Annotated in this window: 17 protein-coding genes; 12 read left to right on the top strand and 5 right to left on the bottom strand. The window is 71.1% G+C overall.

All coding sequences use genetic code 11. The annotated features are described in order from the left end of the window. The first annotated feature begins 12 nt into the window (after positions 1–12). On the top strand, positions 13–1,449 hold the full coding sequence (locus I5071_RS45330) for an FAD-dependent oxidoreductase (RefSeq protein ID WP_236519690.1): 1,437 nt from the start codon (positions 13–15) through the stop codon (positions 1,447–1,449). A 54-nt stretch (positions 1,450–1,503) separates the two neighbouring features. Here the strand turns inward: I5071_RS45330 and I5071_RS45325 are convergent, their stop codons facing one another. After that, positions 1,504–2,232 (bottom strand): hypothetical protein, encoded by a 729-nt coding sequence (locus I5071_RS45325; RefSeq protein WP_236519688.1) that lies wholly within the window; start codon positions 2,230–2,232, stop codon positions 1,504–1,506. A gap of 43 nt (positions 2,233–2,275) precedes the next feature. Continuing rightward, complete coding sequence (locus I5071_RS45320) at positions 2,276–3,349, bottom strand: FUSC family protein (RefSeq protein WP_236519687.1); 1,074 nt, start codon at positions 3,347–3,349, stop codon at positions 2,276–2,278. Between the two features lie 233 nt (positions 3,350–3,582). Here I5071_RS45320 and I5071_RS45315 point away from each other — a divergent pair, with 233 nt between their 5' ends. Next, positions 3,583–4,032: a hypothetical protein gene (locus tag I5071_RS45315; RefSeq protein ID WP_236519686.1), complete on the top strand. Its 450-nt coding sequence runs from the start codon at positions 3,583–3,585 to the stop codon at positions 4,030–4,032. Positions 4,033–4,041: 9 nt separating this feature from the next. Here I5071_RS45315 and I5071_RS45310 read toward each other — a convergent pair whose 3' ends face one another. Both I5071_RS45310 and I5071_RS45305 read right to left on the bottom strand, forming a co-directional pair. After that, positions 4,042–5,064 (bottom strand): amidohydrolase family protein, encoded by a 1,023-nt coding sequence (locus I5071_RS45310; protein ID WP_236519684.1) that lies wholly within the window; start codon positions 5,062–5,064, stop codon positions 4,042–4,044. 14 nt (positions 5,065–5,078) lie between these two features. Then, positions 5,079–6,365: a hypothetical protein gene (locus I5071_RS45305; protein WP_236519683.1), complete on the bottom strand. Its 1,287-nt coding sequence runs from the start codon at positions 6,363–6,365 to the stop codon at positions 5,079–5,081. A 136-nt stretch (positions 6,366–6,501) separates the two neighbouring features. Here I5071_RS45305 and I5071_RS45300 point away from each other — a divergent pair, with 136 nt between their 5' ends. The 10 genes from I5071_RS45300 to glf all read left to right on the top strand — a co-directional run bounded on the left by I5071_RS45300 (position 6,502) and on the right by glf (position 18,268). Next, entirely contained in the window at positions 6,502–7,851 is a 1,350-nt protein-coding gene (locus I5071_RS45300; protein WP_236519682.1) for an allantoate amidohydrolase, read from the top strand. Then, a complete protein-coding gene (gene allE / locus I5071_RS45295; protein WP_236519681.1) occupies positions 7,848–8,594 on the top strand; it encodes a (S)-ureidoglycine aminohydrolase in 747 nt (248 codons plus the stop codon). Before I5071_RS45300 ends, allE begins: the two co-directional genes overlap by 4 nt. Then, complete coding sequence (locus tag I5071_RS45290) at positions 8,591–9,856, top strand: M20 family metallo-hydrolase (protein WP_236519679.1); 1,266 nt, start codon at positions 8,591–8,593, stop codon at positions 9,854–9,856. Before allE ends, I5071_RS45290 begins: the two co-directional genes overlap by 4 nt. After that, the gene (locus tag I5071_RS45285) at positions 9,849–11,297 is read left to right on the top strand and encodes an NAD(P)-binding domain-containing protein (RefSeq protein ID WP_236519678.1); all 1,449 of its coding nucleotides are present in this window, start codon (positions 9,849–9,851) and stop codon (positions 11,295–11,297) included. The genes I5071_RS45290 and I5071_RS45285 overlap by 8 nt, the downstream gene beginning before the upstream one ends. A gap of 8 nt (positions 11,298–11,305) precedes the next feature. After that, positions 11,306–12,640, top strand: coding sequence for an allantoinase AllB (gene allB, locus I5071_RS45280; protein ID WP_236519677.1), 1,335 nt, complete (start codon positions 11,306–11,308; stop codon positions 12,638–12,640). Beyond that, entirely contained in the window at positions 12,637–13,188 is a 552-nt protein-coding gene (uraD, locus tag I5071_RS45275) for a 2-oxo-4-hydroxy-4-carboxy-5-ureidoimidazoline decarboxylase (protein ID WP_236519676.1), read from the top strand. The genes allB and uraD overlap by 4 nt, the downstream gene beginning before the upstream one ends. A 35-nt stretch (positions 13,189–13,223) precedes the next feature. Further along, positions 13,224–13,556 carry a hydroxyisourate hydrolase gene (gene uraH, locus I5071_RS45270; RefSeq protein WP_236519675.1) on the top strand — a complete coding sequence of 111 codons (333 nt, stop codon included), beginning with the start codon at positions 13,224–13,226 and terminating at the stop codon, positions 13,554–13,556. Positions 13,557–13,694: 138 nt separating this feature from the next. After that, on the top strand, positions 13,695–15,821 hold the full coding sequence (locus tag I5071_RS45265) for a xanthine dehydrogenase family protein molybdopterin-binding subunit (RefSeq protein WP_236519674.1): 2,127 nt from the start codon (positions 13,695–13,697) through the stop codon (positions 15,819–15,821). A 107-nt stretch (positions 15,822–15,928) separates the two neighbouring features. Continuing rightward, complete coding sequence (locus I5071_RS45260; protein ID WP_236519673.1) at positions 15,929–17,128, top strand: glycosyltransferase; 1,200 nt, start codon at positions 15,929–15,931, stop codon at positions 17,126–17,128. Positions 17,129–17,155: 27 nt separating this feature from the next. Further along, positions 17,156–18,268, top strand: a complete 1,113-nt coding sequence (gene glf / locus I5071_RS45255; protein ID WP_236519671.1) for a UDP-galactopyranose mutase — start codon at positions 17,156–17,158, stop codon at positions 18,266–18,268. On the opposite strand, the gene I5071_RS45250 is transcribed toward glf, so the two are convergent. Then, entirely contained in the window at positions 18,269–19,738 is a 1,470-nt protein-coding gene (locus I5071_RS45250) for a hypothetical protein (protein WP_236519670.1), read from the bottom strand. Between the last annotated feature and the right edge of the window lie 31 nt (positions 19,739–19,769).

Raw genomic sequence — 19,769 nt, 5'->3', positions numbered from 1 at the left:
GGAAGGCGAGACGTGAAGAGCAAGAAGAAGCAACTCGCGATCATCGGCAACGGCATGGCGGCGAGCCGCCTGCTCGACGACCTCGTCGCGCGCGAGGCCACCGATCGCTACGACATCACGGTCTTCGGCGAAGAGCCCGGCGGCGCGTACAACCGCGTGCTCCTCGGTCGCGTGCTCTCGGGCGAGGAGCCCGACGCGATCGTGATCAAGACGCCGAGCTGGTACGAAGATCACGGCGTTCGTCTGGTCTCGACCGCGACGGTCACGAAGCTCGACACCGCGAGCCGTCGGCTGCAGCTGAAGAACGGCGACGAGCATCCCTACGACGTCGCGGTGATGGCGACCGGGAGCGTGCCGCTGGTGCCGCCGCTCGCGGGTGTGTTCACGGCGGGCGGCGAGCTCAAGAAGGGCGCGTTCGTGTACCGCACGCTCGACGACTGCGCGCGCATTCGCGCGCACGTGCGGCCGGGCGACAACGCAGTGGTGCTCGGCGGTGGGCTGCTCGGGCTCGAGGCCGCGAAGGTGCTCTGCGACGCGGGGCTGCACGTGACGGTCGTGCACCTCGCGCCGGGGCTGATGGAGACGCAGCTCGATCACGTCGGTGGTCAGATGCTGCGGAAGCAGATCGAGCGCACCGGCATCTTCGTGCGCGCGGGGCGCACCGCGGAGGCGGTGGTCGGCGAGCACGCGGTCGAGGGCATCGTGCTCGACGACGGACAGCGGCTCGCGGCGGAGACCATCGTGATCGCGTGCGGTGTGCGGCCGCGTCGCGAGGTCGCGGTCGCGTCGGGGATTCCCGTGAACCGCGGCATCCTCGTGAACGACGCGCTCGCGACCGAGGTGCCCGGCGTGTACGCGGTGGGCGAGTGCGCCGAGCATCGCGGCATGACGTACGGCATCGTCGCGCCGGTGCTCGATCAGGCGGCGGTGCTCGCGAGCATCCTCTCGGGTCGTGACCCCACCGCGCGATACCGCGGCTCGAAGATCTACGCGCGGCTGAAGGTCGCGGGGGTCGAGGTCGCGTCGATGGGCATCCGCGAGCCCGAGCTCGAGAGCGACGACGTCATCCAGGTGCTCGAGGAGCGCAAGGACGCGTATCGCAAGCTCGTGGTGCGGAACGGTCAGCTCGTGGGCGCGATGCTCGTCGGCAACACGAAGATCGCGGCGCAGCTGGTGCAGCTCTTCGATCGCGGCGACGCGCTGCCCGAAGATCCGCTCGAGGCGCTCTCGTCGACGTGCGCGGCGGGAGGCGCGCGCTCGTCGGATCGTGTGCTGTGCAACTGCCACCGCGTGGCGCTGAGCACGGTGATGGAGGCGATCGACGGAGGCGCGGCGACGGTCGAGGGCGTCGCCGAGGTGACGAAGGCGGGCACCGGCTGCGGGTCGTGCAAGAGCGAGATCGCGCAGCTCTGCACGCTGCGCGCACGACCCGCCGCCGTCGGCGAGTGAGTCCCTGCCGGCGTGCTCGTCCTGCGGGGCCCGGACGGGCTTGGTTGAGCGCAGTCACCCGCCTGCGAACGTGACGGTGAGGCCGCCCTCGCTGCCACGCTCGCAGGTGCCGCTCTCGGGCAGACAGTCGCACTCGGTGCACGACGCGGGGAGCGCGCGGCACGCATAGTCGTCGGGGAAGCCCGCGACGTCGGAGCGGACGTGCTCGCAGTACTCGTGCTCGGCGGCGCAGCGGAGCTCGGGGCCGCACGCGAACGAGGTGCACGGCGGCGGGCGCGGGTGCGCCTCGAGGTGCGTCCACTCTCCCGACTCGCAGCGGAGGATGTTGCAGAACCCGCACGAGTCGGTGCAGCGACCGCAGGTGCGGCCTTCTTCGGCGCACGGCGTTCCTTCGGCGGTCGAGGGATCGTCGGGGCACTCGCCGGGCACGCCCGCGTCGACTCCGCACGACCAACCGCGCGGCGTGCACGTGCAGCTCGACGACGGCGGGCGTCCACTGCACCAGCAGTCGACCTCGTCGGATCGCCGCCACGTCGGCGGGCACTGCCACGCGGTGCCGACGCAGTCGGGCACGCGCTGCACGTCGCCGCAGAGGGTGCCCTCGGCCTGCACGCACCAGAAGGGCGGCGCGATCGGACCGACGTCGCGCGCACAGCCGAGATCGTCGCCGCCGTCGTCGCTGCGACCTGCATCTCCGTCGGGCGGGTCCATGCCGCCGCGATCGTGGGACGACGAGCACCCGAGCACGACGAGGACGAAGAAAAGCGGCACGAGCTGGCGCATGAGGGACCCCCGCGCGTCTCGGTCGCAACCTCCACGCCAGCGATCAGGCGCGATGCGGCTCGATGTGCGCGAACGCGATCAGATCGCTGGCGATCGTCCGGACCGCCACGCGCGCCGCCACGTCGTGAGCGTCGACCATCGGCTCGACGTCGCTCGACGCGCGTGCGGTCGCGAGGACGCGCTCGGCCGCGCGCTCCCGCGCATCGCGCGCCCCGGGCGAGCGGGCGACATCGTCGAGCGCCTCGGAGAGAACACGCAGGCGCGGTGCGAGGCGACGTCGCTCGTCGGGCGTGATCGACGGCAGCATGCGCGCGAGCATCAAGCAGCTCGCTCCGAGCATGTCGAGCCGCGCCGCTTCGGCGCGCGCGTGCGCGAGCGGAGGGCGGCGCAACAGGCGCCAGATCGGTGAGTGCCGCGCCGTCGCGTCGCTCACGACGCTCGCTTCCGCGAGCTCGGTCAGCCGGAGTCGCACCGTGCGCATCGCCTCGAGCGCGCGATCGAGGAGCTCGCTGCGCGCGGCGCCGTCCTCGAACGCGTCGGCGGTGAGCGCGAGCCCGATCGACATCTCGCGCAGCATCATCGACTCGGCGCGTCGTAGCAAGCGCACCGGCTCGGGCGAGAACAGGAACTGACTGAACACCAGCGCGACACCCGCGCCGATCAGCGCGTCCTCGAGGTGGTTCGAGCCCACCTCGCTGCGCGCCGCGACCACCGTGAGGATCGCGCCGCTCGCGGATTGTCCGACCACCGGACGCGCGCCACCGACGATCGTCGCGATCACCATCGCGGCGAAGGTCGCGAGCGTGAGCGTCCCGTAGCCGCCACCGACGATGCGGAACGCGGCCGTTCCCACGACGATCCCGATCACGATGCCGGTCACGACCCGCACCGCGTTCACGCCGCGATATCCGAGCGGCGCGTTGAGCGCGACCACCGCCGCGATCGGCGCGAAGAAAGGCTCGGCGTGATCGGCGACGAGCAAGGCGATGAACCACGACACCGTCGCGGCGAGCGTCTTCGGGACGAGCAGCGGCATGTCGTCGACGAGCCGGCGCGACGCGCGCGAGGCGGCACCCGATGCGCGCATCTCGAGCTCGCGCACGGCCGCTCGCAACATCAGGGGTGCTCCTGCGCGCTCGCTCGCCATCCTCGCGATCCAATAACCGCGACGAGCGCTCGTCCCGTGGGGCGCCACGAAGAGGAACGCGCTCCAAACGACCCGGAAGCGGCTCCGGCCGTCGGTCCCACGATGAACGTCGAGCACGGGCAGCGGAGGCTCGAGCGAGGCGACGAACCACGAGATCCCCGCCACGCAGGCCGCGTGGCACGCGCCGCGCATCGCCGCGGAGCATGGCGAGAGTCGAGACGATCACCGTGCCCTCGCAGTCGACGACGCGCGTCGGACGCGAGGAGACGATCCCGCGATGGAGCCGCCGGGCGCGATTGACCCTCGGCGTGCTCACGCTCGGCTCGGTCGGGCTCTTCGCGCTCACCGCGCTGGCGGTGACGCTGCTGATGGTCCTGTCGCCCGACATCACGCGCGAGCGGACCTACGCGCCGCTCCACTTCGTCCTGATCTTCGCGGCGATCGCGGACTACATGCTGACGCTCTTCTACATCTGGTTCGCGTCGCAGAACCCGCGGATCACGCACCGCGCCGCGTGGATCGTCGGGATGATCGTGGCGCCCTGGGTCACGCAGCCGATGTACTGGTACGCGCACGTCCTGAACGCGCCGTACGTCGGAGATCCCACTCGCGACCATCCGGTGCCGGGGCGCACCGCGGGCGCGCCGGCCTGAGGCGCGCGATCACTCCACGCCGTAGAACCGCAGCGCGTTGTCGTGGAAGAGCGCGCGCCGCTCGCCCTGGGTGCGAGTCGACGTGAGCTGCGCGAACGCTTCGTAGAGCGTCGACCAGGGCACGCTCACCTTGTCCATCGGGAAGTTCGACGCGAAGAAGCAGCGCTCGACGCCGAACACCCGGAGCGCGTGCTCGACGTGCGGTCCGAGCACGTCCGCGAGCTCTCCCGCGCTCGGGGGCGTGAGACGCGCGTGGAGCCCGAAGCCGACGATCGGCATCGTCAGCCCGCTGATCTTCGCGTGCACTTGGCGGTGCTGCGCGAGCCGCGCGAGATCCTCGTGCCAGGTCGCTGCCACGCGCGCCCCCTCCGGCCCACCGAGCCCGATCGGCGTGCCGAGATGATCGAGCACCACGCGCGTGCCCGGCACCTCGCGCACCAACGTCTCGAAGTCGCGCAGCTGCGGCGCGTACATCCACGCGTCGAACGTCAGCCCGCGCTCTCCGAGGCGCGCGTAGCCGTGGCGCCACGCGGGATCGCGCATGCGATCCTCCGACGTCGTCCACCTCGCGATCTTCGGATCGCGCGAGAACGCGAGCTTGTCGCGCACGCCCACGAAGCGCGCGCTCGCCGCGCGATGTGCTTGCAGGAGCGCGTCGAGCCGCGGATGCGCGAGATCGGCGTGCCCCACGATCGCGCGCAGGTCGGGCCCGCAGAGCGCCTCGAGCCAGCGTGTCTCCTCGGCGTAGCGCATCGGATCGCGTGCCTGCCAGCTCGCCTCGACGTGCACGAAACCGCGCACGTCCTCGCTCGCGTGATCGAGCCGCAGGTGTCCGGGAAGGAAGCTCGCGAGCACGTGATCGGTGCGACCGACGAAGTCGAGATCACGCTGCGGGAACAGGCGCGATCCCAGACCGTGCAGCACACGCTCCGAGAAGCCGAAGAGCTTCACCGCGGGCGACACGATCCGCGGCGTGGTGCGCGGATCCCAGAGGTGCACGTGCGCGTCGAGGACGGGAACGTCGAGGCTCATCGCAGCTCTCCGGGTCAACGCACGTAGCGCACGTCGTCGATCAGGAGCGCGAACGTCGGCGATCCCTCGCTGTCCATCGTGATCGCGGAGAGCGTCGGTTGATCGCAGCCCGCGAGATCGATCGACACCTCGCTCCACTCCTCGCCCACGTCGAACACCTGGCGCAGACAGCGCGTGCCCTCGTGGCTCGGCGCGACGCCGATGCGCGCGTTGCCGGAGCGCGTGCGCACCCGCGCTTCGATGCGCGAGAACGTCTCGCGCGGGAACGCCTGCCCGTAACGCATGTGGAACCCGCTCGAAGGCGCGAAGCGCGCGACCTCGACGCACGATCCCGACTCGCACCCGTTCATCGTCTCGCCGAAGAAGCCGCCCTCGGCCTCACCCCACGGATCGATCAGCCAGCGCACCTGATCGATGCCGCCCCATCCGTCGACGTACACGTCGCCCGGCGGGACGAAGTCGCACGAGCCACCCATCGGCGGCATGCGATCCTCGAACTGCACGCCGAGGTCCCAGGTGCTGCGACGCTCGGGATGCCCGGGCACGATCGTCTCCGAGACGAGCACCTCGCCCTGCGCGCTGGTGATGCGGAACTGCACGCCCTGGCCACCGCGATCGACCTGACGTCCTTCGCCGATCACTTCCCAACCGCCCGCGCTGCGGCGCAGCGGCGTCCACTCGTTCGGCTCCGTCACACCGTCGCCGATGCCGCGGAACTCCGCGGTGCGGATCGGCACGCGGTGGTTCACGAAGGCCACGCGCATGTACGTGACGTTCTCGTCGTTGACGTAGAGGTGCACGCTGCCGGTGACCGGGCACGGCACGCGTCGCGCCTGGCCCTCGTCGAGGAACCCCGCGCGCAGCGCGCTCGAGACCGCGGGCGCGACGTCGAGGTGGAAGTGCGCGCCCGCGCAGAGCGGATTGCCCTCGACCGGACAGAGGTTCGTGATCATCACGACGCGCGTGTCGTTCACGCTGTCGATCTCCCAGCACTCGCCGCACCCCTCGCCGGGATCGCCGTCGTAGGAGCCGCCGTTCCACGGCTCCGCGATCGCGGCGTGGAAGCCCTCGCGCACGAACGCGGGGAGCATCGGGAGGTTCGTCGGGTACTCGCACCAACCGCCCTCGCCCGCGGTCTCGTAGGTCGTGAGGCGCACGCTGCCGCACGACTCGCTCGGCGCGCCGGCATCGATGCGTGGACCGCTGGTGCCGGCGTCCCCGGAGTGGGCATCGCCGCCGCAACCCGCGAGCGCGAGCGATGACAACAACACGCCCAGGAACGTCCCCCTCGTCGTGCGCATGCGCGGCGTGGATAGCACGGATGCACGTGCGCGCGCGCGATGCGTGCCGTTTCGGGCGCGTTTCCGCGGGGAAAAATGGAAGATCACGAAGCTTGGCCGAAACACCACCGCGCTAACGTGACCCCTTCACGCCACGATGCGCGTCGCACTCGAGCGAAGGGACACGGGGAACGACACGCCGCCCGACGGGGCGACGACGAAGAAAAGCGCGGGGTGGTGGCTGGAGGTCGCGCGCGAGGTCCTCGCTCGATGCGACACGCTGGGCGCGATCACCGAGCAGCCCGGCATCGTGATGCGACGGAGCCTCACGCGCGCGCATGCGGACGCGAACGCGCTCGTCGCGACGTGGATGCGCGAGGCCGGGCTCGAGGTGCGCGTCGACGTGCTCGGCAACGTGATCGGGCGTCGCGAGGGATCGACGCGCGATGCGCGCACGCTGATGATCGGATCGCATCTCGACACGGTGCGCGACGCGGGGAAGTACGACGGGCCGCTCGGCGTGCTCGCGGGCATCGTGATCGCGCGCGAGCTGCGCGACGAGGCGCTGCCCTTCGCGCTCGAGGTCGTCGGGTTCAGCGACGAGGAGGGCGTGCGCTTCGGTCGGCCCTTCCTCGGGAGCCGCGCGATCGCGGGGAGCTTCGCGCTCGACGATCTCGCGCTGCGCGATGCCGAGGGCACGACGCTGGGCGATGCGATCCGCGGCTTCGGCGCGCAGGACCCGATCGATGGATCGATCGCGCGCGCCGCGATCGATCCGCGCACGCTGCGCGCGTACCTCGAGATCCACATCGAGCAGGGGCCCGTGCTCGACAGCCTCGACGCGCCGCTCGGCGTGGTGACCGGCATCGCGGGACAGACGTGGCAGACGCTGCGCCTCGAAGGACGCGCGGGCCACGCGGGCACCACACCGATGACGCTTCGGCGCGATGCGCTCGCAGCCGCCGCGGAGATCGCGCTGATGGTCGAGGCGCACGCGCACGCGACGCCGGGCCTCGTCGCGACGGTCGGTCGCATCGATGCCCACCCCGGCGGGCACAACGTGATCGCGGGCGGCGCGACGCTGCAGCTCGACGTGCGCGCCGTCGACGGCGCGGTGCTCGATCGCGCGCTCGACGAAATCCACGCGCATGCCGAGTCGATCGCGGCGCGCCGATCGCTGCGCCTCGCGCGCGAGTTGCGGCTGCGCCAAGCGCCGGTGACCTGCGACGCGACGCTGCGCGACTCGCTCGCGCGCGTGATCGCGGACGCGGGCCTACCGGTGTTTTCGTTGCCCAGCGGAGCCGGTCACGACGCGCGCATCCTCGCCGCGATCGCGCCGGTCTCGATGCTCTTCGTGAGGAGCCCCGACGGGCTCAGCCACCACCCCGACGAACGAGCGCACGAGGGCGACGTCGCCCGCGCGCTCGAGGTCGGCTGCGCGTGGGTGCGCGCGATCGCCACCGGTGATCGCGCCGACGCGCGCACGACCGAAGGAGGATCTCGATGAACGGTGCCCAGTCCCGCACGCGCGTCGCGCGCGATCACGCGCTGATCACGCCCGAGAGCCACGTGCCCGCGTCGATCCCCGGATGGACCAAGGCGCGCGCGATCACGATCTTCGCGCCGGTGATGGGCGCGGGCTTCGTGCAGTCGCTGGTCACGCTCGAGGCCGGCGCGATCTCCGCCGTGCCGCTCGCAGGCGTCGAGCGCTTCGTGTTCGTGCTCGAGGGCAGCGTGCGGTTCGAGGCCGAGGCGCGAACGACGACGCTCGAGGGCGGTGGTTACGCGTTCGTCCCCGCGGGCACGGCGCACACGATCACCAGCGCGACCGGCGCGGTCTTCTTCATGCTCGAGAAGCGCTACGTGCCGCTCGCCGGCGCAGCGCCGCGGCTGATCGTCTCGCGCGAGCAGGACGTGCCCGCGGTGCCGTTCCTCGGCGATCCCAGCGCGCTGCTGCGCACGCTGCTCCCCGACGAGCCCGGCTTCGACATGGCGATGAACACGTTCGTGTTCCAGCCCGGCGCCTCGCTCCCGATGGTCGAGAGCCACGTGATGGAGCACGGCCTCGTCTTCCTCGAGGGCGGCGGCGTCTATCGGCTCGGCGACGCGTGGTACCCGGTGCAGGCGGGCGACGCGATCTGGATGGCGCCCTATCTGCCGCAGTGGTTCGGCTGCATCGGCAAGGGCCCTGCGCGCTACCTCTACTACAAGGACGTCAACCGCGACCCGATGCTGGAGCCGCGGCGATGATCGCGCTCGATCTCGCGCGGCTCGCGGACGAGGTCGACGCGCAGCTCGCGGAGCTCGCGACGTTCAGCGCAGCGCCCGCCCCGGCGGTCGAGCGCGTGCTCTACACGAAGACGGATCTCGAGGGCCGCGCGTACGTGCGATCGCTCGCCGAGAAGGCCGGGCTCCGCACCCGCGTCGATCCGATCGGCAACACGTTCTTCCGGCTCGAGGGCGCGGATCGGGGCGCGCCGGCGATCGCGACCGGCTCGCACATCGACGCGATCCCGAACGCGGGTCGCTTCGACGGAACGGTCGGCGTGATCGGCGGCATCGCGGCGCTGCGCGCGATCCGCGACGCCGGGATCGTGCCTGCGCGATCGCTCGAGGTGATCGCGTTCACGAGCGAGGAGCCGACGCGCTTCGGGCTCGGCTGCGTGGGCAGTCGCTTGATGAGCGGCGCGATCACCGCCGACCGGGTGCGCGCGCTGCGCGATGCCGAGGGGCGCGCCTTCGAGGACGTGCGGCGCGACGCGGGCTTCGAGGGCGCGCTCGAGCAGGTGCGATTGCCGGAGGGCTGCTACGCGGCGTTCGTCGAGCTGCACGTCGAGCAGGGCCCGGTGCTCGAGGCCGAGCGCATTCCGATCGGCGTGGTCACGGCGATCGCCGCACCGGCGTCGTACGCGCTCGAGGTGCGCGGCGTCGGAGGTCACGCGGGCGCGGTGCTGATGCCCGCGCGACGCGATGCGATGACGGCGGCCGCCGAGATCGTGCTCGCGGTCGAGCACGCGGCGAAGAGCACCAAGAGCCCCGACACCGTCGGCACCGTCGGCGTGGTGCGGGTCCATCCCGGCGCGATCAACAGCATCCCGTCGCGGGTGCACCTCGAGATCGATCTGCGCGACACCGATCTCGCGTCGCGACAGGACGCGTTCGCGGCGATCCAGGACGCGATCACGCGCGTGCAGCGCGAGCGCGGCGTCGAGATCGCGGTGCGCACGATCAACGAGGACCCGCCGGCGATCTCGGAGCCCGCGATCGTCGATGCGATCGAGGCATCGGCGCGCGCGCTCGATCTGCGCACACGACGCATGCCGAGCCGCGCGTACCACGACGCGCTCTTCATGGCGCGCATCGCGCCCACCGCGATGATCTTCGTGCCGTCGGTGGCGGGCGTGAGCCATCGCCCCGACGAGCTCACGCACCCCGAGGACCTCGCGCACGGCGTGGCGGTCCTCGCGGGGACGATGCTGCGCCTCGCGACTGCGGAGGTCCCTCATGGCTGACGCTGCACGTCGTCTCGATCTCACCTCGTTCGCGCCCGGCGAGGCGGGCCTGCGCGCGCTCGAGGCGCGCATCGCGCGCGACCTCGCGATCCTCGACTACCCGAAGCGCACCTGGGTCCCGCCGCGGCGCACCCGGGCCGGCGCGCCGATCCTCGACGTGCTCGTCGTCGGCGGAGGACAGGGTGGGCTCGCCACCGCGTTCGCGCTGCGCCGCGAGCGCGTCGAGAACGTGTTGGTCGTCGACGCCGCGCCCGCCGGACGTGAGGGCCCGTGGCTGCGCTTCGCGCGCATGGACACGCTTCGGACTCCGAAGCATGTGCTCGGGCCCGAGCTCGGCATCCCGAGCCTCTCCGCGCAGGCCTGGTACGAGGCGCAGCACGGCGAGGGCTCGTGGGACGCGATGACGTTCGTCCCGCGCGAGACGTGGGCGCGCTACCTCGCGTGGTATCGCCAGATGCTGCACCTGCCGGTGCGGAACGAAGCGCGCGTCGGGCCGATCCGCTGGGACGACGAGAGCGCGTGCTTCGCGGTGCCGATCACGTCGCGCGGCATCGTCGAGCTCGTGCACGCGCGCAAGATCGTGCTCGCGACCGGCATCGAGGGATCGGGGCAGTGGTGGGTCCCCGACATGATCCGGCTCGGGCTCCCGCGCGCGCGATGGGCCCACACCAGCGAGGACGTCGACTTCGCGGCGCTGCGCGGCAAGCGCATCGCGGTGCTCGGCGCGGGCGCGTCGGCGTTCGACAACGCGGCGGTCGCGCTCGAAGAAGGCGCGGCGTCGGTCGATCTCTACTTCCGCCGCGAGACGCTGGTGCGCGTGAACGTGTACCGCTGGGCCGAGTTCGTCGGCTTCCTGCGGCACCACGCGGATCTCAGCGACGCCGAGAAGTGGCGGTTCATCCATCGGTTCTGGAGCGCCGGGCAATTGCCGCCCAAGGCGACGTACGAGCGCGCGACGCGCCAGCCCAACTTCGCGCTGCGCGGCGGCGAGCCGTGGACCGCGGTGCGCGAGGAGGACGGCGTGGTGAAGGTCGTCACGCCGAAGGGCACGCACGAGCACGACTTCGTGATCGTCGGCACCGGGTTCCGCACCGATCTCGCGCTGCGCGCCGAGCTGCGCGAGATCGAGGCGCACGTCGCGCGATGGTCCGATCGCTTCGAGCCGCCGCGCGGTGAGCACGTCGACGAGCTGTTGCGCCACCCGTACCTCGGCCCGAGCTTCGAGCTCACCGAGCGCACGCCGGGCGAGGCGCCGTGGCTGCGCGGGATCTTCAACTTCAGCTTCGGGTGCTTGCTCAGCAACGGGCTCGGCGGCGCCAGCATCTCGGGGATGAAGTACGGGATCGATCGGCTGGTGTCGGGCATCACGCGCCAGCTCTACGTCGAGGACGCGCAGGCCCACCTCGCGGCGCTCGAGGCCTACGACGTCGCGGACTTCTGAGAGGGACCATGCGCGCGCTGCGAAGCCGACGGGTGGTCACGCCACAGGGAGAACGCGCCGCGACGGTCATCGTCGACGGCGAGCGCATCACTGCGATCGAGCCGTACGAGATCGCGATCGAGTCGACGCAGGTCGAAGATCTCGGCTCCCTCGCGCTGCTTCCGGGTCTCGTCGACACGCACGTGCACCTCAACGAGCCGGGGCGCACCGAGTGGGAGGGCTTCGCGAGCGCGACCGCAGCCGCGGCCGCCGGAGGCGTGACGACGCTCGTCGACATGCCGCTCAACTGCGTCCCCGCGACGACGAGCGTGCACGCACTGCGCACGAAGCATCGCGCGGCGCAGGGCAAGCTCCACGTCGACTGCGGCTTCTACGGCGGCGTGGTGCCGGGCAACGCGGACGCGCTCGAGCCGCTGATCGACGCGGGCGTGCTCGGGTTCAAGGCGTTCCTGATCGACTCCGGCGTCGACGAGCTGCCGCGCGCCGAAGCGCGCGATCTGCGCACGGCGCTGCCCCACCTCGCGCGACGCGGCGTGCCGCTGCTCGCGCACTGCGAGCTCGAGGGCGACGCACCGCCGGTCGACGATCCGCGCTCCTATGCGCAGTACGTGCGATCGCGGCCGCGCGCCTGGGAGGAGTCGGCGATCGCGCTGTTGATCGCGCTCGCCGAGGAGAGCGGCGCGCGCGTGCACGTGGTCCATCTCGCGGACGCCGACGCGCTGGGCGCGATCGCTTCCGCGAAGGCGCGCGGCACCGCGATCACCGCGGAGACGTGCCCGCACTACCTCGGGTTCGCGGCCGAGGAGATCCCGGACGGCGATCCGCGCTTCAAGTGCGCGCCGCCGATCCGCGAGCGCGACTGTCGCGAAGGGCTCTGGCGCGGCCTCAAGGAAGGCATCGTCGATCTCGTGGTGTCCGATCACTCGCCGTGCACGCCGGCGCTCAAGCGGATGCGCGAGGGGGATCTCGCGCGCGCGTGGGGCGGCATCGCGGGGCTGCAGCTCGGGCTCTGCGCGACCTACACCGAGGCGATCGCGCGCGGCGCGACGCTCGCGGACGTGGTGCGCTGGATGGCGGAGACGCCGGCGCGCTTCGTGGGGCTGTCACGCAAGGGACGCATCGAGGTCGGCATGGACGCCGATCTCGTCGCGTTCGATCCGAGCGCGTCGTTCAAGGTGGAACGGCGCGCGATCCTTCACCGTCACGACCTCACGCCGTGGGAGGGCCGCGCGATGCGCGGGCGGGTCGTGGCGACGTGGCTGCGCGGAGAGCGCGTGTACGACGCACGCGTGGCCGAGTGGTCGTTCTCGAGGGTGCGGGGGCAGGTGGTGACGAGCGGATGACGAGCGGACACGGCATCGCGGAGCTCCTGAGCTCGCTGGAACCGAATGCAGCACGGCGCGCGCTGGTGCGGTGCTGCGCATCGTCTCGATGGGTCGAGGCGATGGTGCGCGCGCGGCCCTTCGTCGACGACGCGGCGGTGTACGCAGCGGCGGAGCGCATCTGGGGCGCGCTCGACGCGCCCGACTGGCTCGAGGCGTTCGCGGCGCACCCGCGCATCGGCGAGGATCGCGAGCGACTGCGCGCGCGCTTCGCGGAGGCGGCGTGGTCCTCGAAGGAGCAGGCCGGCGTGGCGTCGGCCTCGGAGGCGACGCTCGCCGCGCTGGCGGCGGGCAATCGCGACTACGCGGCGCGCTTCGGGCACGTGTTCCTGGTGTGCGCGACCGGCAAGAGCGCGGCGGAGATGCTCGCGGCGCTGCGAGCACGTCTGACCAACGATCCCGCGGCCGAGCTGCGCGTGGCGGCGGGAGAGCAGATGAAGATCACGAAGCTGCGGCTCGCGAAGCTGGTCGACGAGCGCACCGTCGTGGGCGACCTCGGCGGTCGCTGAGGCATGATCGCGCGCTCATACCGGGAGCACGAGCCATGGGCCTGAGCACACACGTCCTCGATCTCGCGAAGGGCCTGCCCGCGCGAGGGATCGCCGTCACGCTGGAGCGCCACGACGGCGGCGTCCGCTGGACCCAGCTCGCGGAGTCGCGCACCGATGCCGACGGGCGGGTGCGCTCGCTGCTGCCCGAGGGGGTCGCGCTCGAGGCGCGGACGTACCGCCTGCGCTTCGACACCGGCGCGTACCTCGGCGAGGGTGCGTTCTATCCCGAGGCGACGATCGTCTTCCGCGTGCTCGATGCGCAGACGCACCACCACGTGCCGCTGCTGCTGAGCCCCTTCGGGTACTCCACCTATCGGGGGAGCTGAGCTTCCCGGGGGAGGCTGCGCGCCTCCCCTCTCGACCCCTCGAGCTGCGCGCGGGTCCCCACCCGCTTGCGGCTTCGCGCTACGCGGATGCGTGGTCAGGCTCAGCGGCTCCCGCGCGGGTCGTGTTAGACCACCCGCGTGCCCTTCAAGCTCACGCGGCGCGACCTCCTCGCGGCGGGCCTCGGCGGTGTGCTCGCGGGCGGTGCGGGCCTGGTGCTCGGCGCGTTCTACGGCGTGCGGCGCGAGCGCCACGCGAAGCGGGTCCCGCCGCGCGAGGAGCCCTTCGCGCCCAGCGTGTTCCTCGCGATCGCGGAGAGCGGCGCCGTCACGATCTGGCTGACCAAGTCCGAGATGGGTCAGGGCGTCGCGACCGCGCTCCCGCAGATCGTCGCGCACGAGCTCGACGCCGACTGGTCCCTCGTGCGCGTCGAGCAGGCGATCGCGAACCGCAACTACGGCAACCAGACCACCGTCGCGAGCGCGAGCGTCGCGTCGATGTTCGAGGAGCTCCAGCGCGCGGGCGCGGCAGCCCGCGAGATGTTGATCCTCGCCGCATCTCGCGTGTGGGACGTGCCATCGGACGCGTGTGATGCCGAGCGCGGCTTCGTGGTGCATCGCGAGAGCGGTCGTCGTCTCGGCTATGGACCGCTCGCTCCGCTCGCCGCAGAGCTCGACGTGCCCGACGCGCCGCGCCTCAAGGATCGCGGCGCCCCGGGCCTGCTCGGCCAGCCCTTGCCGCGCCTCGACACGCCGGAGAAGGTCGACGGATCAGCGCGCTTCGGGCTCGACGTGCGCCTGCCCGGGATGGTGTTCGCCGCGCTGGCGCGCGCTCCCGTGAACGGCAGCGTGCTCGAGCGCTTCGACGAGCACGCTGCGCGCGCGGTGCCCGGTGTGCTCGAGGTGGTGCGCACCCCCTCGAGCGTCGCGGTGATCGCGACCAGCACGTGGGCCGCGTTCCGCGGCGTCGACGCGCTCGCCGCGACGTTCCGCCCTCCGCCGATGCCGATCCCCTCGAGCGCTCGCGCGTTCGAGCGCATGCGCGCGATGCTCGACGAGCAGGGCGCCATCGCGACCGATCGCGGCGACGTCTCCCTCATCACCACCGCGCCCGACGATCGACGGGTGCGCGCGACCTACGAGGCGCCGCTGCTCGCGCACCAGACGATGGAGCCGCCGAACGCGACGGTGCACCACGAGCCCGGGCGCGATCCCGCGCGCTGTCGCATCTGGGCGCCGACCCAGGATCCCCAGGGCTGCCAGTGGGACGCGGCCGAGGCGCTCGGCCTGCCCGGCGCGCAGATCGAAGTGCGCACCACGTGGCTCGGTGGTGGCTTCGGTCGTCGCGCGAGCCGCGACGAGGTGGCCGAGGCGGTCGAGATCGCGCGCGCCGTCGCGCCGCGCCCGGTGCAGCTGGTGTGGCGTCGCGAGGACGATCTGCGCGCCGACTTCTATCGCCCGCCCGCGGTCCTGCGCGTCGAGGCCGCGCTCGACGGCGCGGGCGCGGTCACCGCGCTGCAAGCGCGCGTGGTCAGCCCTTCGCTCAGCGGCGCGGACAGCACGCGCGGTGAGATCGACGGGCTCGCGCTCGATGGCATCGAGAGCGGCCCGTACGCGTGGCCCGCGCTGCGCGTCGAGTGGCACGGCCTCGAGATCCCGGTGCGCCTCGGCATCTGGCGATCGGTCGGGCACTCGGTGACTGCGTTCGCGATGGAGTCGTTCGTCGACGAGCTCGCGGCCCACACGAACGTCGATCCGATCGCGATGCGCCGCGCGCTGATCCCCGAGGGCTCGCGCGCCCGCGGCGTGCTCGATCGCGCGGTCGCGCTCGCCGACGCGGCGGGCGCTGCACCGGAAGGACGCGCGCGCGGCGTCGCGGTGCACGCGTGCTTCGGCAGCTTCGTCGCGCTGGTGATCGAGGCCTCGACCGCGCCGGTGCGCGCGCACCGCGCGTGGGCTGCGATCGACTGCGGCAGGGTGGTGAACCCCGGCATCGTGCGCGCGCAGATCGAGGGCGGCATCGCGTTCGCGCTCTCTGCCGCGCTCTACGGCCGCATCGACGTCGAGGACGGCGCGGTCGTCCAGAGCAACTTCCACGACGCGCCGATCCTGCGCATCGACGCGATGCCCGAGGTCGAGGTCGCGATCGCCCCGAGCGGCGAGCCTCCGAGCGGTGTCGGTGAGCTCGTGGTGCCGGTGGTCGCGCCGGCGCTCGCCAACGCGCTCGCAGGTCTGGGCCCACGTCCGCGCACCCTTCCGATCGGCTGATCGCGCGCGCGCAAGAACGCGCATGGACGGGCTCTTCCTGGCTCTACTTCGTCTGAATGTCGTGCGCGAAGGGTGCTCGCGCCGCGGCATCGACAAGGGGGGACGAAATGAGCCGCTTCGTCTTCGAGGCCAAGCGCACGGCGAAGCTGCGCGTGCTGGGGTTGTTGCGATACGGGTTCTCGATCGCGAGCACGGCGAGGCGCGACGGGCCTTCGCTGCGCGCCCTGATCGTCAGCGACGGAGTGAGCCCCACGAGCGAGGAGCAGCTCGCGCCGTTCTATCGCTCTCGCGCTGCGCTCGAGTCGCGCTTCGGGCTCGCGTTCGCGCACGTCCCGCTCGACGACGTCGCCATCCTGCTCGACTGGGGATCGACGTCGCTCTTCGAGGGATTCGACGTCATCTTCCTCAAGGCGTACTTCCGGACGATCTACAACCCGGAGCTGATCGCGGGCGCGCTCCGCGCCGCCGCGCCGCGCGCGAAGCTGGTCTATCTCGACGGCGACGACGACACCGGCGTGCAGTGGCCCGGCATCCTCCGCCACGTCGATCTCTACGTGAAGAAGCACGTCCTCGCGGATCGACGCCTCTACACGCAGAGCATGATCGGCAAGTGCAATCTCACCGACTACGTCGCTCGCACGTACGGAGTCTCGTTCGACGGGACCGACGTCGCGTGGACGACGCCGATCCGGCCCCATCTGCTCGATCGCATCGTCGTCGGCTACAACATCGCGCTGGACGCGAAGATCGACGCGCTGGCGCGCAATTCGCCGCCGATCGATCACCGCCGTCGCGAGTGGGACGTGCACTGTCGCGCCACGGTCCCGCGCGACAACTGGCTCGGTCATCTGCGGCGTGACATCGCTCCTCGACTGGCAGCGATGAGCGGCGACATCCGCTGTCTCGCGCCCACGACGCGAGTCGATCAAGCGCAGTACTACGCCGAGCTGCGCACTTCGAAGTGCTGCGTGAGCCCGTTCGGGTTCGGTGAGATCTGCTGGCGCGACTTCGAGGCGATCCTCTGTGGATCGCTGCTGCTGAAGCCGGACATGTCGCATCTCGAGACCTCTCCGGATCTGTTCCGGCCGGGCGAGACGTACGTGCCGCTGCAGTGGGACTACTCCGATCTCGAGGAGAAGGTCCGCTACTACGTGGCGCACGAAGCGGAGCGCCGCGCGATCGTGGAGCGAGCCCGCGCGGTGCTCGCCGGAGCGCTCGACGAGGAGTGGTTCCTGCGCTGGTTCGCCGGGCTGATCGACCGATTGAGGATCGGTCGCAGCACCGAGGCGGTCCAAGCCGCCGAGTGATCGATCGAACAACCCGGGGGGATCGGGATGGAGCACGACTACGTCGTCGTAGGGAGTGGTCTGTTCGGAACGGTGTTCGCGCAGCAGGCGCGCGAGGCGGGCAAGAGCGTGCTCGTGCTCGAGCGGCGCGATCACGTCGGGGGCAATTGCTGGAGCTACGACTGCCCCGAGACCGGCATCAACATCCACGCGTACGGAACGCACATCTTCCACTGCAGCAGCGACGAGATCTGGCAGTACGTGAATCGATTCACCGAGTTCAATCGGTATCGACATCGCGTGCTGACGACCCATCGCGACCGCGTGTACTCGATGCCGATCAACCTCGGCACGATCAACGATTTCTACGGCGTGAGCCTGAGGCCGTTCGAGGTCGAGTCGTTCCTCGAGGGCAAGCGCGAGAACATCACGACGCCGCACAACCTCGAGGAGAAGGCGATCAGCCTCATCGGGCGCGATCTCTACGAGGCGTTCGTGAAGGGCTACACCGCGAAGCAGTGGGGCTGCGATCCGCGCGAGCTGCCCGCGTCGATCATCAATCGGCTCCCGGTGCGCGTGTCGTACGAGGACTCGTACTTCGACGATCGATATCAGGGCATTCCGCTCGAGGGCTACGGGCGGATGTTCGAGCGCATGCTCGAGGGCATCCCGGTCGAGCTCGGAGTCGACTTCTTCGAGGATCGCGAGCACTGGATGGGCCGCGCGAAGAAGGTCGTGTACACCGGCCCGCTCGATCGCTTCTTCGACTACCAGCACGGCCGACTGAGCTGGCGCTCGGTCCGCTTCGAGCTGACGCGCGTCGACGTCGACGACTACCAGGGCACGTCGGTGATGAACTACGCGGATCGCGAAGTGCCGCACACGCGCATCCACGAGCCCAAGCACCTGCACGCCGAGCGCTGGTCGCGCACGAAGGGCAAGACCGTCGTCATCCGCGAGTACTCGCACGTCGACGACGATCAGCCCTATTACCCGGTCAATTTCCCGGCCGACCAGGAGAAGCTGAATCGATATCAAGCGCAGCAGTCGGAGCACCCGAACGTGCTGTTCGGCGGGCGCCTCGCGCAATATCGATATCTCGACATGCACCAGGTGATCGGCGCCGCGCTCAAGGCCGCGGCGAGAGAGCTCGGGAGCTGATCAGGCCGCGACGACGCGCCCGCCGCGCCCGGGCTTGGGCATCGGCGGGGCGAGGCTCGCGCGCTCCTGCGCGCGCGCCGCAGGACCTCGGGGCCGCAGCGGGATCACCGCGCGCGCCGTCCCGATCGCGCCCACCGCGCCCGCGAGCACGCCCGAGTAGAAGTACGGCAGCCAGCTGAACAAGCCGTTCGGCAGGAGCTCGACCGCGTTGAGCCCCGCGATCATCGCCCAGCCCGAGTAGAGCAGCAGCTGCTTGCGATCGCTGATCTTCTTCCGCTTCCGGAAGAGCACGAAGATCGGCAGCACGAGCAGCGAATAGCGCCCGATGAACCCGACCGCGCCGCCGACGCCGAGCTGGATCATCCAGTCGCCGTCGGTGATCACGAGATCTTCACCGGTGACCGGATCGAACACGCGATTGCGATCGTATCCGCCCCACCCGAACCAGAGCCGCTCTCTCGCGCGCTCGAGCAGCGTGTCCTCGTTGTCGAAGCGGAACCAGAGCGAGAGCGCGCGCTCTTCGCTCAAGTACGTCTCCGCCTTCTCCACGAGCCACTCGGTCGGGAACGTGCCGGTGCCGCGCAGGATCGGGAACGTCAGCACGAGCACGCCGAGCACCACCGGCAGGATGAAGCGCGGCTTCTTCACCCGCGCCATCAGCGGCAGGAACATCACGGCGTAGATGATCGCGCCCGAGCTGCGGCAGATCGCGAGCACGCCGGCCATGTACGCGACGAGCCAGCCCTTCGCCTTGCCGAGCTTCCATTGCGTGATCGAGAGCATCGTGCCCGAGAGCACGAAGTTCGCGACCGCGAGGCCGTGCAGCATGAACGCGGTCGGGCGATAGCCACCGCCGCGCATCGTCATCGAGAAGTCGGCGGCGTGATAGCCGTACACCCAGCGGTGGAGCTGCGGGCTGAAGCGCGCCTCGAAGAGACAGAAGAACGTGTACGCGACGCCCATGCGCAGCGTGATCCGCACCAGCTCGCCGAGCTCCTCGGGGGTGCGGCAGAGCGAGCGCGCGAGGAAGTAGGGCAGCCAGATGCCGAGCGTGTCCTTCACGCTGCCCGCGAACGCGTCGTAGAGCGTCAGCGCGGGGCGAACGACGGGCCCGGTCACGATGACGTCGCTGTTCGTCATCGCGGTCATCACGTTCCCGAAGAGCGCGAGGACGAAGAAGAGGTCGAACCCGCGGAACGCGCGCGCTGCGCCGAGGCGCTGCGGCGCCTTCCACGCCATCGCGACCAGCACGCAGACGGCGGTGATCGTCGCCTTGTTGAGCGGCGGGATGACCGGCAGGTCGAACTCGAGCACCTCCGGGAGGAAGAGCACGCCGCCGAGCAGCGAGTACGCGCCTGCGACGTGCGGTTTCATCCGCGTGAACAGCACGACGATCACGACCGGAAACGCGAGGAACGCGAGGTACGCGAGCGCGTTCGGTGCACCATCCCAGAACATCGGAGCCGCCAACGATACCAGGTGCTCACACGGGCCGCCGGCC

The sequence above is a fragment of the Sandaracinus amylolyticus genome, assembly GCF_021631985.1.
GTDB lineage: Bacteria > Myxococcota_A > Polyangia > Polyangiales > Sandaracinaceae > Sandaracinus > Sandaracinus amylolyticus_A.
This window is presented reverse-complemented; position numbering and strand designations above follow the sequence as displayed.